This is a genomic window from Bradyrhizobium sp. 76 (assembly GCF_023073025.1).
In the GTDB taxonomy this organism is placed as follows: domain Bacteria; phylum Pseudomonadota; class Alphaproteobacteria; order Rhizobiales; family Xanthobacteraceae; genus Bradyrhizobium.
In genome coordinates, this window is sequence record NZ_JADPIS010000035.1 from 259,125 (window position 1) to 275,459 (window position 16,335).

Sequence of the window (16,335 nt, forward strand, 5' to 3'; positions counted from 1 at the left end):
CGCGCGCCGCAAATGAGGTAGTCCATGGCCAGCATCGTCAATCCCGATCCCTTCACGACACGCCCCGAGATCGAAGGCACCTTCGGGGTCGTCGCGACCACGCACTGGATCGCGACCGCCATCGGCATGGCCATCCTGGAAAAGGGCGGCAACGCCTTTGACGCCGGCGTCGCCACCGCTTTCACGCTCCAGGTGGTCGAGCCGCATCTGAACGGCCCCGGCGGCGACGTTCCGATCATCGTGCACGACGTAAAGCGCGGCCGCACCGAGGTGATCTGCGGTCAGGGTCCGGCACCGGCTCGCGCCACCATCGCGCATTACAAGAGCGAAGGCCTCGACATGGTGCCCGGCACCGGCCTGCTCGCAGCCTGCGTCCCCGGCACCTTCGAATCCTGGATGATGCTGCTGCGTGACTACGGCACGATGCGCGTGCGCGACGTGCTGGAGCCCGCGATCTCCTATGCGCGCGACGGTTATCCGCTGGTCGAGCGCGCCTGCGCCACGATCCAGACTGTCGAGCAATTATTCCGCAAGCATTGGCCGACGTCAGCCGCCGTCTATCTCCCGAACGGCGAAGTGCCAAAGCCCGGCACGCTCTTCACCAACAAGACACTTGCGGCGACCTATGCGCGAATCCTGAGCGAAGCCGAAAGTGGCGGCGGCGGCCGCGATGCCGAGATCGAGCGCGCACGCAAGGCGTGGTCGCAGGGTTTCGTCGCGGAAGCCATCGACAAATTCTGCCGGACGCAGGACGTGATGGACGTCAGCGGCTCGCCACATCGCGGTGTGCTGACCGCCGATGACATGGCGCGCTGGCAGCCGACGGTCGAGGCCCCGCTCACCTACGATTATGGCCGCTACACTGTCTGCAAGGCCGGGGTCTGGAGCCAGGGTCCCGTGACGCTGCAGCAGCTCGCGCTGCTGAAGGGTTTTTCGCTCGATGGGCTCGACCCGACGGGGCCGGAATTCATCCATCTCCAGGTCGAATGCGCCAAGCTCGCCTTCGCCGACCGCGAGAAATTCTACGGCGACCCTGAGTTCAGCGAGATCCCGATCGGAACGCTGCTGTCGGATGCCTACAACAACGAGCGCCGCAAGCTCGTCACCGACAAGGCCTCGCTCGATCTCCGGCCCGGTGCAATCGAGGGCTTTGGCGGCGTGGTCAAGCTGCGCCGCGCCGAGGGCCAGCGCGAGGCTGTCGGCGCGCTCGGCGCCGGTGAACCGACAGTGGGCCGCTTCGGCGAGGTGCGCGGCGACACCGTGCATTTCGATATCATCGACAAGGCCGGCAACATGGTGTCCTCGACGCCATCAGGCGGCTGGCTGCAATCATCGCCGATCATTCCCGAGCTCGGCTTCTGCCTCGGCAGCCGCGCGCAGATGTTCGATCTGGAGGAGAACCAACCGAGTTCGCTCGCGCCCGGCAAGCGGCCGCGCACCACGCTGTCCCCGACCATGGCATTCCGCGACGGCGAGCCTTATCTCGCCTGGGGCTCGCCCGGCGGCGACCAGCAGGATCAGTGGATCACGCAGTTCTTCCTGCGGCACGTCCATTGCAACCTCAATCTCCAGGAAGCGATCGACGCCCCGGCCTGGCACTCCGAGCATTTCCCGATCTCGTTCTGGCCCCGCACCGCGCGCCCCGGCGTGCTCGTGGTCGAGAACCGCGTGCCGAAGGCGACGATCGAAAATCTTCGCGAACGCGGACATATCGTCGAGGTCGGACCGGACTGGTCGGAAGGCCGTCTCACCGCGGCCTCGCGCGTCGGTCCGCGTCGCCGCGCCGCCGCCAATCCACGCGGCATGCAGGGCTACGCCGCAGGGCGCTAAAGGCAGCACATGACCTGGTCGATCATCGCGCGCGATTCTGCTACCGGCCAGTTTGGCATCGCCGTAGCCACGCGCTTCTTCGCCGTCGGCGCGCGAGTGCCCTACATCGCGGCGGGCCTTGGCGCCATCGCGACGCAGGCCTTCGTCAATCCTTATTACGGCATCGACGGGGTCAAGCTGCTGCGTCAGGGTCTCAACGCGCACGACGCGCTGGCCGCCTTGCTCGCGACCGACGATGGCCGCGAGAGCCGCCAGATCCACATCATGGACGCCAGCGGCGCGATTGCCGCGCATACCGGGCGCGACTGCGTCGATTGGTGCGGACACATCGCGGGCAGCGGCTTCTCGATCGCCGGCAACATGCTCGCGGGCGCCGATGTGCTCGACGAGACCGCAAAGACCTATATCGCCAATGACAGCCTGCCGTTCCCGCGCCGCCTGCTCGCCGCGATGCGCGCGGGCGAAGCCGCCGGCGGCGACAAGCGCGGCAAGCAGTCCGCCGCGCTCCTGATCCACGGCGAGGAGGAATGGCCGGCATTGGACCTGCGCGCCGACGATCATCCCGATCCGCTCGGTGAGCTCGAGCGGCTCGAACGGGTCAGCCACGAGCTCTGGGTCCACTTCCGCGCCTCCATGCCGACGCGGCAGAACCCGGCCGGCAACACCGATCGCAGCGTCATCGACGCCAGCATTGCCGCAGCGCGCGCAAAACGCTCATGAATCCGAGCCCCCTCATCGAGATCAGCGATCTGCGTATTCGTTTTCACGGCGACGACGGCCGCGTCACCCATGCGGTCGACGGCGTCGATCTCAGCGTCGCCAATGGCGCGACGCTCGGCCTCGTCGGCGAATCCGGCTGCGGCAAGAGCGTGACGTCACTGGCGATCATGGGCCTGCTGCCGAAGCAGAGCGCGGAAATCTCCGGCGCGATCCGCTTCGACGGTTTCGACCTCCTTAAGACGTCGGACCAGACGCTGCGCGACCTTCGCGGCAACCGGCTCGCGATGATCTTTCAGGAGCCGATGACCTCGCTCAATCCGAGCTTCACGATCGGCGACCAGATCGTCGAGACGATTTTGCGCCACCGCGGCGGTTCGCGGAAGAGTGCGCGCGAGCGGGCGATCGATCTGCTGCGTCGCGTCCACATCCCCTCGCCCGAGCGGCGGATCGACGAATATCCGCACAAGCTCTCGGGCGGGATGCGCCAGCGCGTCATGATCGCGATGGCGCTCGCCTGCGACCCGCGGCTGCTGATCGCGGACGAGCCGACCACCGCGCTCGATGTCACGCTGCAGGCGCAGATCCTGGAGCTGATGCGCGAGTTGAAGGCGGCGAGCGGCGCGGCCATCATCCTGATCACCCACGATCTCGGCGTCGTCGCGGAAGTCTGCGACGAGGTCGCGGTAATGTATGCCGGTGAGATCGTCGAGCGCGCGGCGGTGGACGAGCTGTTCTCGGCGCCGCAACATCCCTACACCGTCGGCCTGCTCGGCTCGATCCCGCGGCTCGACCACCGCGCCGAACAGCTTGCCACGATCGAAGGCATGGTTCCGAACATGGCGCAGCCGCCCGCCGGCTGTCGCTTCGCCGCGCGCTGCCCCTTCGTGCTGGATGCCTGCACCAAGGCGCCACCGCCGCTGGTCGAGGTCAGTCCCGGCCACCTCTCGCGCTGCATCCGCGCGCCGCTCGAACGTCTGGTGTCGTGATGGCGCTGCTCGAGGTCGATGGCCTGGTCAAGCATTTCGTCGCCGAGCGTTCGCTGTTCGGCCGGGCGCTGGCGCATGTCAAAGCCGTCGATGGCGTTTCCTTCTCGCTCGATGCCGGCAGGACGCTGGCGCTGGTCGGCGAATCCGGCTGCGGCAAATCCACCGTCAGCCGCCTGGTGCTGCGGCTGATCGAGCCGGATGCAGGCACGATCCGGTTCGAAGGCCGCGATCTGCTCTCGCTCGACGCCCGCGCGCTGCGCGCCTTTCGCCGCGAGGCGCAGATCATCTTCCAGGATCCCTACGCCTCGCTCAATCCGCGCATGACCGTCGGCCAGATCCTGACCGAGCCGCTGGCGCTGCACAACCTGGTGCCGCCCGCCCGACGGCGCGAACGCGTCGAGGAGATCTTGCGGCTGGTCGGACTGGAGCCGCGGCTGGCGCGGCGTTACCCGCACGAGTTTTCCGGCGGCCAGCGCCAGCGCATCGCCATCGCCCGCGCGCTCGCGGTCGAGCCGAAACTGATCATCTGCGATGAGCCGGTCTCGGCGCTCGACGTCTCGATCCGCTCGCAGATCCTCAATCTGCTGCGCGAGCTCCAGGACCGGCTCGGGCTGGCCTACATTTTCGTCTCGCACGACCTCGCGGTGGTCAAGCACATCGCCGACCACGTAGCGGTGATGAATCTCGGCCAGATCGTCGAGACGGCGGCGGCGGACGCGCTGTTCGCCGCACCCCGCCATCCCTATAGCCGGGCCCTGCTGTCCGCGATCCCGGTGCCTAAACCGCGGGCAAAGCGCAGCCGGATTGTGCTGCAGGGAGAGATCCCCAGCGCGCTCAATCCGCCGCCGGGATGCCGCTTCCACACCCGCTGCCCCTACGTGGTCGACCGTTGCCGCAGCGAAATGCCTCAGCTCGTGCCGGATGGCATCGGACATGCAACAGCATGCCACCGAACGTCGGAACTGCCGTCGTCCGAGGCGATCGTCCCAACGGACGGCGGCTTCTCCCCGGTTCTCGAAAAATTGGTCGCCGCCTTCAGCGGCGGCCCGGAAGCAGTCCGCGGCAGCGGGGTTAGTTCATTGGGGACGAACCCGGCATAGCCGCAAAACAGAGGTTGAGAGCGATGAGTCCTATGCGTTTGGCACTCCTGGCGTCGGCATTGCTGACGTCGCTCGTGAGCGCGGCCCAAACCCAGGCCCAAGCCCAGACCACGCTTCGCATCGGCATCGCCGAGGATCCTGACATCCTCGATCCCAGCATCGGCCGCACCTATGTCGGCCGCATCGTGTTCTCCGCCTTCTGCGACAAGCTGTTCGACATCGACGAGAAGCTCAACATCGTGCCGCAGCTCGCGCTGTCGCATGAGACCTCGGCCGACGGCAAGGAGATGACGATCAAGCTCCGGCCCAACGTGAAATTCCACGACGGCGAGCCGCTCGACGCGGAAGCAGCAAAGTTCTCGATCGAGCGTCACATGACGTTGCCGACCTCGTTCCGGAAGTCCGAGCTCGCCAGCGTCGACCATGTCGAGGTCGTCGATCCCCTGACCATCAAGCTGGTGCTCAAGACGCCTTACTCCCCGTTGATCGCCCAGCTGACCGACCGCTCCGGCATGATGGTGTCGCCGAAGGCCGCCAAGGAAGCCGGCGACAAGTTCGGCCTGCATCCGGTCTGCGCCGGTCCCTACAAGTTCGTCGAGCGCGTGCAGCAGGACCGCATGGTGTTCGAGAGATTCGCCGACTACTGGAACAAGGACAACATCCATATCGACCGGGTGGTATTCCTGCCAATCGTCGATGCCACGGTGCGCCTTGCCAACCTGAAGTCCGGCGGGCTCGATCTGATCGAGCGCGTGCTCGCCACCGACATCAAGGACGTCCGCGCCGATTCGCGGCTCGTGCTGTCGACGGCACCGGAGCTCGGCTATCTCGGCCTCACGGTCAATATCGGCAACGACAAGAGCAAGGGGCCGCTGAGCCAATCGGCGAAAGTCCGGCAGGCGTTCGATCTGTCGATCGATCGCGAGGCTCTCAACCAGGTCGTGTTCAACGGCGAATTCACCCCGGGCAATCAATGGGTCAGCCCTACCCATCCCTACTACCAGAAGGCATTTCCGGTTCGTGGCCGCGACATCGCGAAGGCCAAGGCGCTTCTGAAGGAAGCCGGAATCACTTCGCCGGTGACCGTCGATTACATGATTCCCAAAGGCGCGGAGAACGAAGCGGTTGCCCAGGTGATCCAGTCGATGGCCGCGGAAGCGGGCTTCGACATCAAGATCCGCGCGGTCGAATTCGCGACCACCTTCAAGCAGGCCCAGGCCGGCGAGTTCCAGATCTTTCAGATCAACTGGAGCGGCCGCATCGACCCAGACGGCAACTCCTACATCTTCATGCGCAGCAAGGCACCGCAGAACGATGGCGTCTATTCGAATCCGGAGGCCGATAAGCTGCTGGAAGAAGGAAGGGCGACGTCCAACGTCGAGGAGCGCAAGGCGATCTACGCCAAGCTGAACAAGATCCTGCTCGACGACCTGCCGATCATCTACATCTATCACCGCACGCTCCTGATCCCGCATACGACCAAGCTCCAGGGCTATAAGCAGATGCCAGATGGCCTCGTGCGCGTGGTCGGGCTTAAGTTTAAGTGACGGCGACATCGTCCGGAACAGGCGTGCGACTATGCTGAACTTCCTCGCCCGCCGCATTGTGCAGATCTTGCCGACACTGTTCTTCGTGTCGCTACTGATCTTCTCGCTCCAGCAATTGTTGCCGGGTGATCCGGCGCTGGTGATGGCAGGCGAGGAGCGCGATCCCGCCGTGATCGAGCAGATTCGCCAGCAATACCGGCTCGATCAGCCGATTCCCGTGCAGTACGTCTACTGGCTCAAGGGAGTCCTGATCGGCAATTTCGGAGAGTCGCTACGCAACAAGATGCCGGTGCGCGAGCTGATCGCGCAGAAGCTGCCGGTGACGCTCCAGCTCGGCTCGATGGCGATGTTGATCGCTCTCCTGATCGGAATTCCCGCCGGCATTGTCTCCGCCGTGAAGAAGGGCACCGTCTGGGACTATTGCGCCAATTTGTTCGCGCTGTGGGGCATCTCGACGCCGAATTTCTGGCTCGGCATCATGCTCATCTTCCTGTTCTCCATCGAACTCGGCTGGCTGCCGGCGTCTGGCTACGTGCCGCTGACCGAGAACTGGCGTGCGAGCCTCGCCGCCACCATCATGCCGGCCTTCGTGCTCGGCAACGCTATTTCCGCAGTCCTGATGCGGCACACCCGGAGCGCCATGCTCCAGGTGCTGGAAAGCGACTACGTCCGCACCGCGCGCGCCAAGGGATTGTCCGAGCGCTCGGTCATCCTCAAGCACGCCATGCGCAACGCACTCACGCCGATCATCACGCTCGGCGCGCTCGAGCTCGGCACGCTGTTGTCGGGGGCGGTTCTGACCGAGCAGATCTTCTCCATTCCCGGCTTCGGCAAACTGATCGTGGATGCCGTGTTCAACCGCGACTACGCCGTCGTACAGGGCGTCGTGCTGGTGACGGCGACGGTCTACATCGCGCTGAACCTGGTTGCCGATGTCGCCTACATCCTCGTCAATCCGCGGCTGCGGGGCTAGACTCATGACCGATGCCGCCCTGCCCGCCGCTCCCATCGCGCAGGCCAACGAGCTGGACAGCCCGGCGCGTCGCGCCCGGCGGCGCTTGTTTAAACGCAAGGCCGCAGTGTTCGGACTTGTGATGATCACGTTGTTCGTTGGGATCGCGCTGCTCGCGCCGTTCGTCGTGCCCTACGATCCCATCGCGACGAGCTGGAGCCTGGTCCGCAAGCCGCCCACTGCGGCGCACTGGTTCGGCACCGACGAGCTCGGTCGCGACATCCTGAGCCGCGTCGTCTACGGCGCCCGCGCGTCGCTGCTCGCGGGCCTCATCTCGGTCGCGATCGCGCTGGGCGTCGGCATCCCGCTCGGCCTGCTTGCCGGCTATCGCGGCGGCTTCGTCGATGCGCTGATCAGCCGGATGACCGACGCGATGCTGGCCTGCCCGTTCCTGATCCTGGCGATCGCGCTCGCCGCATTCCTCGGCCCGAGCCTCGGTAACGCCATGATCGCGATCGGCATCTCGGCAACCCCGATCTTCATCCGCCTGACCCGTGGCCAGGTGTTGAACGTCAAGGCCGAGGATTATGTCGAGGCGGCGCGCGCGCTCGGCAATCCGCCGTGGCGGATCGCGTTCTCGCACATCCTGCCGAACATCCTGCCGGCGCTGCTGGTGCAGGCGACGCTGTCGATTGCGGCCGCCATCATCGCCGAAGCTGCGCTGTCCTTCCTTGGCCTGGGCCAGCAGCCGCCGGCGCCATCCTGGGGCAGCATGCTCAACGCAGCGCAGCGCTTCCTGACCCAGGCGCCCTGGATGGCGCTCTGGCCGGGGCTTGCGATCTTCCTCGTGGTGCTGTCGCTGAACCTGCTCGGCGACGGCCTGCGCGACGCGCTCGATCCGCGCCAGCGCTAGATCACGGTCTCGCGCATCACGCGGCGGCAATCCATCTCGTATTCGAGATCGACCACCGGCGGCCGGGCATAGTGCCAAGTCAGGCCGGACCGCAACGCCCCGCGGCGGACGAGCTCGTCAACTAGCGCGTGGTGGAAATCGTGCACGGAATAGGCCTGCACGCCGGTCGTGTCCTTCCAGCCGAAGCCGAAGGCCGTCATCCTGTTCTCCATTTGGGACGTCGTCGTGAAGCGCACCTTCTCGCGAAGGCCCTCCGGGCTGAGGTCGCGGTAGCGCACGGTGCGCTCGACATAGGTTCCACCGCCCTCGCGCGCCTCCGCGCCGCCGGCAATCACAAAGCTCGGCGTCTTCGAGCTGGTCGGCCGCGTGAAGGAGAATGCGTAGAACGACGGCTCGGCCGGCGGGTCGATCTCGGGACAGACATTGCTGCGCGCCACCGGATTGGTGCTACCATCGAAGATGTTCCATTCGGACAGCGTCTTTACATAGTGCAGGTTGAACGCGCGAAAGCCTTCCTCGCTGAAGGCCGCCGGTGAGCGCAGCTCGCAGGCGCAGAACGCCGTCAGCGGCCGCCCCGCCTCCTGAATATACTTCGCGGCAAGCGCAAACCCTTCCGCAAGCGGCACCAGCCGGTCGAAGCGGACGCGCTCGATCTCATAGCCATCGTCCGCGGCCGCACCGGCCGAATATTGGAATACTGACGGAATGAAACGGTAATTGCCGGCGGAGAATTCACCAATCATGTCGGACTCCTATTCCAGTTGCATGCGAATGCCCTTGGCACCGTTGAGCAGGCGCTTCAGGTGAAAGCCGGCCAGGGAATCGCCGGCATGCATGCCGACCAGCGCGGCGAAGGCCGGCATCGCGGCGGCATCGCCGGCCTCCATCTTGGCAAACGCCTCGGAGTACAGCGCCGTTTCCGGCGCAGCGAATTGGGCCGGCGTCAGTGGCTCGAAAGCGCGCAACGGCTCGCTGCGTCCACGCAGCATCAGCTCCCCGACGGGACGACCCCGAAAATTCTCAGCCGCCTCGGCGATGCCGGCACTGACGCAAATCCGCGTGCCCAGATGCTTGTTCGCGGCTTCCAGTCGCGCCGCGATGTTGATGGAGTCGCCATACGCGGTGTAGTCGAAAAACCGGTTGCCGCCGAAATTTCCGACCAGAGCCGGCCCGGCGTGAATGCCGATGCGGGTGGTGCCGAAATTCACGCCTCTCACCTTCCAGCGCGCGGAAAAATCCTCCGCCCAGGCGTCGAGATCGTGGGCGCAGGCGACAGCGCGCGTCGCGTAATCGGGCTGATCGCCGGGTGCGTTGAAGAGCACCTGGATCGCATCGCCGATGATCTTGGCGACAGTCCCCTCGTGCGCGAAGACGATCTCGGTCATGCCGCCGACATACTCGTTGAGAAGCGCGCCCAGCGTCTCCGGCGGCGCACTCTCGACCAGCGAGGTGAAGCCGGTAATATCCGTGAAGATGGTCGCGACATCGCGCCACTGCACTTCGATTCCCTCGCTCTCACCGCTGGCCGCCAGACGCTTGGCGAGTTCGGGCGAGAAATGACGCGAGAGCGCGGCGTGGGCGCGCTCTGCTTCCGCCTGGCGGCCTCGCACCTCACGCAGCATTTCGATGTGGCGAATGGTCTTCTGGATGGTCATCTCCAGGTCGGCGAAGTCGATCGGTTTGGTCAGGAAGTCGAACGCACCGCGGTTCATCGCAGTGCGGATATTGCTCATGTCGCCATAGGCCGAAACGATGATGGTGGATTTCTTGTCTTCGGCTTCCTGAAGCTTCGCCAGCAGCGACAGCCCGTCCATCCTGGGCATGTTGATGTCGGAGACCACCATGTCGACATGGGGATTCTGCTCTAGCGACTGCAGCGCTTCGAGGCCGTCGCGCGCGAACATGATCGTAACCGACCCGTCGCGAATCTGCCTGCGGAATTTTTGCAGGACCAACGCCTCGAGATCCGGCTCGTCGTCGACGAAAAGGATGGTCGCGGTCATGCAGCTTGCCCGAGCCTCGTGTCGATTTCCTGCCGCAGCAGCGCGAAATCGATCGGCTTGGTGAGAAGTCCGACTGCGCCGCGCTCGATCGCCTTCCGGCGCGTCTCGGCGTCTCCGTAGGCGGTGATCATGATGACGGGAACGTCCGGATGCGCAAGACGCACCTTCGGCAGCATATCGAGCCCGCTCATGCCGGGCATGTTGATGTCGGACAAAATCAGGATCAACGAGGGATCGCGAACCTCGGCGGCCAGTTTCAGCGCATCGGGTGCCGACGACGCGAATTCCATCTGGAAGCGGCCGGCGCGCAAATCGCGCCGAAACTGCTGCCGGAACAGCGCCTCGACGTCGGGCTCGTCATCGACGACTAGGATGTAAACGTTCAAGACTTGCCTCCGGAAGTGCCGCCCGCCGCCATCATGCGCGGCAGGGTGATGATGAATTCGGTGAATACGCCGGGTGCGGTGTTCACGTCGATCGTGCCGCCGTGCTGTTTCACCACGATGTCATGGCTCATGGAAAGGCCGAGCCCGGTGCCCTCGCCGGCCGGCTTGGTGGTGAAGAAGGGATTGAACATCTTCTCCTTCACCTCGGACGGGATGCCGGTGCCGTTGTCGTGAATGCGGATTTCGACCCTGTCGCCGAGAGTTTTTGTGGCCGCGCGCAGGGTGGGCTCGAAGGCATCTGCCGCGCTCTCCTTGCGCTTGGCCGTGGCGTAGAAGCCGTTCGAGATCAGATTGAGGAAGACTCGCGTAATCTCCTGCGGATAGATATCGACCATGCCTGCGGCGGGGTCGAAGCCGCGCTCGATCGTGACGTTGAAGCCGGGCTTCTCGGCGCGCGCGCCATGATAGGCGAGGTTGAGGCTTTCCTCGACGATGGCATTGATGTCGGCCGGACGGTGCTCGCCCGAGCCTTCGCGCGAATGCAAGAGCATGTTCCTGACGATGGAGTCGGCGCGCTTGCCGTGCTGCACCACCTTTTCGAGGTTGCTCCTGAGCATCCCGGTCAGCTCTTCGACCTCCTCCTTTGTCTTGCCGTCGAGCGGGGCCGCTTGCAGGGCCTCGTTGAGCTCGTCGATCAGCTCGGTCGACACCGCCGAGAAATTGTTGACGAAATTGAGCGGGTTCTTGATCTCGTGCGCGATCCCCGCCGTGAGCTGGCCGAGCGACGCCAACTTCTCGGTCTGGACCAGGCGGTCCTGCGCGCTGCGAAGATCGTCGAGGGATTGCGACAGCTCCGTCGTACGCTTGCGCAACTCGTTCAGAAGTCGCGTGTTCTCGATCGCGATGACGGCTTGTTTCGTGAAGTTCTCAACCAACGCGATTTGCTTGTCGGTGAAAGGCCGGACCTCCTTGCGATAAACCGCAACGGTTCCGATCAGCTCGCTTTCCCTCATCATGGGCACGATGACGATCGTCCGGGCGCCGGCGACGTCGGAGATTCCACGAATGGTCGGACCTCCGGCGAGATAGGCCGGAGTTTGCTGCACATCGTGAACGTGGACAACTTGACGTGTCCTGACAACCGCAGCAAGCGCGCTGTCCGGATGAGGACGGATCGCGATATCTTTTCGCGAGGCCGCGAACGCAGGTGGCACATTGTAGTCCGCAGCAATCGTGAAACTCTCACCATCCCACAGATTCATTACGCCGAAACTCGCACCACAGACGCGTGTGGCATTCTCGAGCATCTTGTGGAACACTGGTGTGAGTTCGCCAGGAGACGAACTGATGACCTGCAACACTTCCGACGTAGCCGTCTGTTGCTCGAGCGACTCGGTCAACTCAGCCGTTCTCACCTCGATCTTTTTCTCAAGGTCCGCATAGGATTCCTGCAGGCGCTCGCCCATCTGGTTGAACTGGTCCGCGAGACCCTCGAGCTCGTCACCGGTTCTGATCGAGATGCGTTGCGAGAAATCGCCGCCGCCGATGCGCTCGGCGCCGCTCCGCAGCGCCTGGATCGGCCCGACCATGCGGCGCGCGAGGAATATCCCGGCGAGGACCGCGAAGATCGACGCCGCGAGCAGCACGAATGCAAGCCGCTGCAACGAGGCATAGAGGGCGGCATAGGCCTCCTCGACCGGCAATTCCACGAACATGGTCCAGTGCAGCGGCGCGATCGGGGCCGACGCGGTCAGCACCTTCTGTCCCTGGAGATTGCGCGCTTCGGAAAGTGCGTCGAACGTGGTGCTGCCTCCGTCAAGCGCGGCGCGCACCTGGGTGAGACCAGACAGGTCGGTGTTGCGCAGGACCAGGCTGATATCGGGGTGCGCGATCAGGCGTCCCTCCGGACCGACCACGTAGGCATGTCCGTGCTCGCCGACCTTGATCTGGGACACGACGTCCCAGATCAGCTTGAGATTGACCTCTGCGATGCTGACGCCGGCATCCTTGCGCGCCCCGGCCTGCGCCAGGGTCATGTACGGCTCGGACTCCCTGCGGAAATAGACCGGACCGTAAAAGATCTTGTGAGCGACCGCCTCGGTAAACTTCGGATCCGCCGACAGGTCGATCCCGCTGTCGATCGCGTCCATGGCAAGCCGCGAGACCCGCAGCCGTTCCTTGCCGGTCGCATCGACCTGGGCGAGTTCGGTGATCGCGGGCACCTGACGCAGCAGCCGCAGCGCATCGAACCGGCGCTGCTCGATCGAGCCGGCCGACCAGGGCAGCTGCGTGGTCCAGCCGAGCTGGCTCTCGATCTCCTTGACGAACTGACCGATCTTGGCCGCGGCCGCCTCGGCCTGTTCATGCTGAACCCGGATCAGCGCGGCCTTGTGCTCGCGATAATAGAAGAGGACCTCGAACAGGCCGTTGGCCAGCAGCGCGATCGCGACGACGGCCACGAACAGCGCGACATATTTGGTGAACAGCCGCGTCCTGATCCCCTTCCCCGGCGTCGTACCGGACGCGACGCCATCCGGCGTTGCGCTCGGCAGCGTTCGTGCTTGCGGGGTGTCGGGATGGAGGGAAAGGCTCATCCCGCCGAACCTAGCAAGAAGACCGGACCTTGTCTCTCGCGAGCGCAGGAAAGCCTGATGGCAGCCAGCCCCCGAGGCAAATAGAAAAGAGCGGCAGCCGATTGGCCGCTGCCGCCCTCGGGTTCGCTTTATCCGTGGCCTCAGGTCGGCCGCAGCGCCTTGGCGTTGAGGTCGAGGTCGTTGACCTGCTTGTTCCGCTCGGAATCGGCCGCCGCGCGATGGTCGGTCGCCAGCACCACGTAGACCGCCGGCAGCACGAACAGCGTGAACAACGTGCCGATCGACATGCCGGCCACGACCACCAGACCGATCGAGAAGCGGCTGGCCGCGCCAGCGCCGGTCGCGGTCAGCAGCGGGATCAGGCCCGTCACCATCGCGGCCGTGGTCATCAGGATCGGCCGCAGACGAATACGGGCCGACATTTCGATGGCGGAGCGGCGATCGAGCCGCTCGTTGATCTGGAGCTCGTTGGCGAACTCCACCATCAGGATGCCGTGCTTGGTGATCAGGCCCACCAAGGTCAGCAGGCCGACCTGGGTGTAGATGTTCATGGTCGCCACGCCGAAGAACAGCGGGATCAGCGCACCAACGATCGCCATCGGCACCGAGATCATGATGACCAGCGGATCGCGCAAGCTCTCGAACTGCGCCGCCAGCACCAGGAAGATGATGATCAGCGCGAAGCCGAAGGTGATCGCGAGCTGGTTGCCTTCCTGGACATATTGCCTGCTGTCAGCAAGATAATCATGGCTGAAGCCTTGCGGCAGGTTTTTGGCCTCGCTCTCGAGGAAGTCGACCGCCGCACCCACCGTCACGCCGGGCATCGGCACCGCCGAGAAGGTCGCCGAATTGAGCTGATTGTAATGGGTCAGCGAATTCGGCTCGGTCTTGGTCTCGATCGACACCACCGTCGAGAGCGGAAGCTGCTGGCCGGTGTTGGTCGTCACGTAGTAGCCGGCGAGCGATTCAGGCGAGAGCCGCTGGCCGCGCGGCACCTGCGGGATGACCTGGTAGGAACGGCCCTCGAGGTTGAAGCGGTTGATGTAGTTGCCGCCGAGCAGCACCGCGAGCGTACTGCCGAGGTTCTGCATGCTGATGCCGAGATCCTGCGCCTTGGTGCGGTTGATCGTCACCTTCACGTTCGGCTGGTTGTAAGCAAGGTCGCTATCGGAGACGATGAATATTCCGCTCTTGCGGGCGGCAGCCTTCAGCTTCTCCATCTGCTCATAGACAGTCTGGAAACTGGCGGTGGAGTTGATCACCATCTGCACCGGGAGGCCGCCCGGGCCGCCCGGCAGCGGCGGCAGGTTGAACGCGAACGCCTGCACGCCCTCGATCTTGGAAAGCTCGGCCTGCACCAGCGACTTCAGCTGGATCGACGAGCGCTTGCGCTCTTCCCAAGGCTTGAGCAGCATGCCGGCGATACCGCCCTGCGGGCCGTTGATGCCGTTCAGCACGAAGCGCAGATCGGTCTCGGGAAATTTCTGGAATTCCTTGTCAAGCTTCTCGCCGTAAAAGTCGACGTAGTCGATGTTGGCGTATTTCGGCGCCTTGGTCACCGCGAACACGATGCCCTGGTCCTCCTCAGGCGCCAGCTCCTTCGACGTGTGCATGTAGAGGAAGCCGACGAGCCCGAGGATTGTTACCGCAAACAGGCCGGTGATGGCCTTGTAGTCGAGCGAGCGGTCGAGCCTGCGCCCGTACCACCGCGTCAGCGCGCCAAACACCTTGTTGACGAGCTTGGCGAAACGCCCCTCTTCGGTGTTCTTCAGCAGCACCGAGCACATCATCGGCGACAGCGTGAGCGCGATCACGCCGGACACGATCACCGAGCCCGCAAGCGTGAAGGCGAATTCGCGGAACAGCGAGCCGGTCAGGCCGCCGAGGAAACCGATCGGCGCGTACACGGCCGCGAGCGTGATTGTCATCGAGACCACGGGACCCACGATTTCGCGCGCGCCTTCCAGCGACGCCTGGACCGGCGTTTTCCCTTCCTCCAGATGACGATGGATGTTTTCCACCACGACGATGGCGTCGTCGACCACGAGGCCGATCGCGAGCACCATCGCGAGCAGGGTCAACAGGTTGAAGCTGAAGCCCAGCGCCAGCATCAGCGTGCAGACGCCTATCATCGACAGCGGGATGGTGACGACGGGAATGATCACCGAACGGAACGACGCCAGGAACAGGAAGATCACCACGATCACGATGATCACGGCTTCACCCAGTGTCTTCTCGACCTCGTCGATCGAGGATTGGATGAACTTGGTCGAATCGTAGGCGACCTTCATCTTCATCGACGGTGGCAGATTGCGCTCAAGCTCGGGGAACAGCGCCCGCACGCCCTTGACCAGCGTCAGCGGGTTGCCCTGCGGCGTTGCCTGCACACCGATGAAGATTGCGTGCTCGCCGTTGAAGGCGACGCTCGCGTCCGTGCTTTGGGCCGCAAGTTCGACGGTGGCGATGTCCTCCATCCGCACGAAGCCGCCGTCCTTGGCCTTGACGATCATCTTCTTGAACTGGTTGACGTCGGTCAGGCCCGTATTCGTCGAAACGTTCGAGACGATGAGATATCCCTTGGTCTGCCCCGCCGCGGACTGGAAGTTGTTGGCGGTGATCGCGGTCGCGACATCCGCAGGCGACACGTTGCGGCCAGCCATCTTCAGGGGATCAAGCCACAGCCGCATCGCAAAGGTCTGGCCGCCGAGAATGTCGGCGGAGGCCACGCCGTCGACAGTCGACAGCACCGGTTGCACAACGCGCGTCAGATAGTCCGAGATGGCCGAGCCTGACAGCTCTTCGGACGAGAATCCGAGATACATCACGGCCGTGGTCTGGCCCGTGGTCTTGGTGACAATCGGGTCGTTGGATTCCTTCGGGATCAGGTATTTGACCGAGTTTGTCTTGGCCAGAACCTCGGTCAGCGCCTGGTTCGGATCGAAGTTCAGCTTGATGTAGACCTGGATCGTCGAGGTGCCGAGCACCGAGGACGAGGTGATGTAGTCGACGCCTTCGGCGGAAGCGACCGCCTGCTCGATTGGAGTGGTGATGAAGCCCTGGATCAGGTCCGCGGATGCGCCCGGATAGACGGTCGTGATGTTGATGACCGTGTTCGACAGCTTCGGATATTGCCGGATCGGCAGCGTCGTCGCCGCGCGCAGGCCGATCAGCAGGATCAGCAGGCTGACGACGACCGACAGGACCGGGCGTTTGATGAAGATATCAGTAAAGCGCATCGCGGCGATCTCGATTTCTTTGACTTGCAAAGCGCATGACCCGGCCGTGCCGGATCATGCTGCAACGT

General features: G+C 64.3%; 12 protein-coding genes. 7 read left to right on the forward strand and 5 right to left on the reverse strand.

Features of this window, described 5'->3' with window-relative positions; translation table 11 throughout:
* The first annotated feature begins 24 nt into the window (after nucleotides 1-24).
* Genes IVB48_RS09015 through IVB48_RS09045 form a run of 7 tightly spaced genes read left to right on the forward strand, consistent with a single transcriptional unit; the run spans nucleotide 25 to nucleotide 8,048 of the window.
* On the forward strand, nucleotides 25-1,830 hold the full coding sequence (locus IVB48_RS09015; protein ID WP_247399540.1) for a gamma-glutamyltransferase family protein: 1,806 nt from the start codon (nucleotides 25-27) through the stop codon (nucleotides 1,828-1,830).
* A gap of 9 nt (nucleotides 1,831-1,839) precedes the next feature.
* Nucleotides 1,840-2,550, forward strand: a complete 711-nt coding sequence (locus tag IVB48_RS09020) for a DUF1028 domain-containing protein (RefSeq protein ID WP_027568891.1) — start codon at nucleotides 1,840-1,842, stop codon at nucleotides 2,548-2,550.
* Entirely contained in the window at nucleotides 2,547-3,536 is a 990-nt protein-coding gene (locus IVB48_RS09025; protein ID WP_027568890.1) for an ABC transporter ATP-binding protein, read from the forward strand. Before IVB48_RS09020 ends, IVB48_RS09025 begins: the two co-directional genes overlap by 4 nt.
* Complete coding sequence (locus IVB48_RS09030; protein WP_247288548.1) at nucleotides 3,536-4,636, forward strand: dipeptide ABC transporter ATP-binding protein; 1,101 nt, start codon at nucleotides 3,536-3,538, stop codon at nucleotides 4,634-4,636. Before IVB48_RS09025 ends, IVB48_RS09030 begins: the two co-directional genes overlap by 1 nt.
* A gap of 23 nt (nucleotides 4,637-4,659) precedes the next feature.
* Entirely contained in the window at nucleotides 4,660-6,183 is a 1,524-nt protein-coding gene (locus IVB48_RS09035; RefSeq protein ID WP_247399543.1) for an ABC transporter substrate-binding protein, read from the forward strand.
* 31 nt (nucleotides 6,184-6,214) lie between these two features.
* On the forward strand, nucleotides 6,215-7,156 hold the full coding sequence (locus IVB48_RS09040; protein WP_247399547.1) for an ABC transporter permease: 942 nt from the start codon (nucleotides 6,215-6,217) through the stop codon (nucleotides 7,154-7,156).
* A 4-nt stretch (nucleotides 7,157-7,160) separates the two neighbouring features.
* Nucleotides 7,161-8,048 (forward strand): ABC transporter permease, encoded by an 888-nt coding sequence (locus IVB48_RS09045; RefSeq protein ID WP_247399551.1) that lies wholly within the window; start codon nucleotides 7,161-7,163, stop codon nucleotides 8,046-8,048.
* On the opposite strand, the gene IVB48_RS09050 is transcribed toward IVB48_RS09045, so the two are convergent.
* From IVB48_RS09050 to IVB48_RS09070, 5 genes are all read right to left on the reverse strand, one after another.
* A complete protein-coding gene (locus tag IVB48_RS09050; protein WP_247399554.1) occupies nucleotides 8,045-8,791 on the reverse strand; it encodes a hypothetical protein in 747 nt (248 codons plus the stop codon). The two genes, IVB48_RS09045 and IVB48_RS09050, sit on opposite strands and share 4 nt — an antisense overlap.
* A gap of 9 nt (nucleotides 8,792-8,800) precedes the next feature.
* A complete protein-coding gene (locus IVB48_RS09055) occupies nucleotides 8,801-10,051 on the reverse strand; it encodes an adenylate/guanylate cyclase domain-containing protein (RefSeq protein ID WP_247399557.1) in 1,251 nt (416 codons plus the stop codon).
* Nucleotides 10,048-10,437 carry a response regulator gene (locus IVB48_RS09060; protein WP_247288543.1) on the reverse strand — a complete coding sequence of 130 codons (390 nt, stop codon included), beginning with the start codon at nucleotides 10,435-10,437 and terminating at the stop codon, nucleotides 10,048-10,050. The genes IVB48_RS09055 and IVB48_RS09060 overlap by 4 nt, the downstream gene beginning before the upstream one ends.
* Complete coding sequence (locus tag IVB48_RS09065) at nucleotides 10,434-13,031, reverse strand: ATP-binding protein (RefSeq protein ID WP_247399561.1); 2,598 nt, start codon at nucleotides 13,029-13,031, stop codon at nucleotides 10,434-10,436. Before IVB48_RS09065 ends, IVB48_RS09060 begins: the two co-directional genes overlap by 4 nt.
* Before the next feature lie 140 nt (nucleotides 13,032-13,171).
* A complete protein-coding gene (locus IVB48_RS09070) occupies nucleotides 13,172-16,267 on the reverse strand; it encodes a MexW/MexI family multidrug efflux RND transporter permease subunit (RefSeq protein ID WP_247399564.1) in 3,096 nt (1,031 codons plus the stop codon).
* Between the last annotated feature and the right edge of the window lie 68 nt (nucleotides 16,268-16,335).

What these genes read in the sequence shown, in the direction of transcription:
- IVB48_RS09015 (WP_247399540.1), top strand. Translation starts at nt 25, where the DNA reads ATGGCCAGCATCGTCAATCCCGATCCCTTCACGACACGCCCCGAGATC.
- IVB48_RS09020 (WP_027568891.1), top strand. Translation starts at nt 1,840, where the DNA reads ATGACCTGGTCGATCATCGCGCGCGATTCTGCTACCGGCCAGTTTGGC.
- IVB48_RS09025 (WP_027568890.1), top strand. Translation starts at nt 2,547, where the DNA reads ATGAATCCGAGCCCCCTCATCGAGATCAGCGATCTGCGTATTCGTTTT.
- IVB48_RS09030 (WP_247288548.1), top strand. Translation starts at nt 3,536, where the DNA reads ATGGCGCTGCTCGAGGTCGATGGCCTGGTCAAGCATTTCGTCGCCGAG.
- IVB48_RS09035 (WP_247399543.1), top strand. Translation starts at nt 4,660, where the DNA reads ATGAGTCCTATGCGTTTGGCACTCCTGGCGTCGGCATTGCTGACGTCG.
- IVB48_RS09040 (WP_247399547.1), top strand. Translation starts at nt 6,215, where the DNA reads ATGCTGAACTTCCTCGCCCGCCGCATTGTGCAGATCTTGCCGACACTG.
- IVB48_RS09045 (WP_247399551.1), top strand. Translation starts at nt 7,161, where the DNA reads ATGACCGATGCCGCCCTGCCCGCCGCTCCCATCGCGCAGGCCAACGAG.
- IVB48_RS09050 (WP_247399554.1), bottom strand. Translation starts at nt 8,791, where the DNA reads ATGATTGGTGAATTCTCCGCCGGCAATTACCGTTTCATTCCGTCAGTA.
- IVB48_RS09055 (WP_247399557.1), bottom strand. Translation starts at nt 10,051, where the DNA reads ATGACCGCGACCATCCTTTTCGTCGACGACGAGCCGGATCTCGAGGCG.
- IVB48_RS09065 (WP_247399561.1), bottom strand. Translation starts at nt 13,031, where the DNA reads ATGAGCCTTTCCCTCCATCCCGACACCCCGCAAGCACGAACGCTGCCG.
- IVB48_RS09070 (WP_247399564.1), bottom strand. Translation starts at nt 16,267, where the DNA reads ATGCGCTTTACTGATATCTTCATCAAACGCCCGGTCCTGTCGGTCGTC.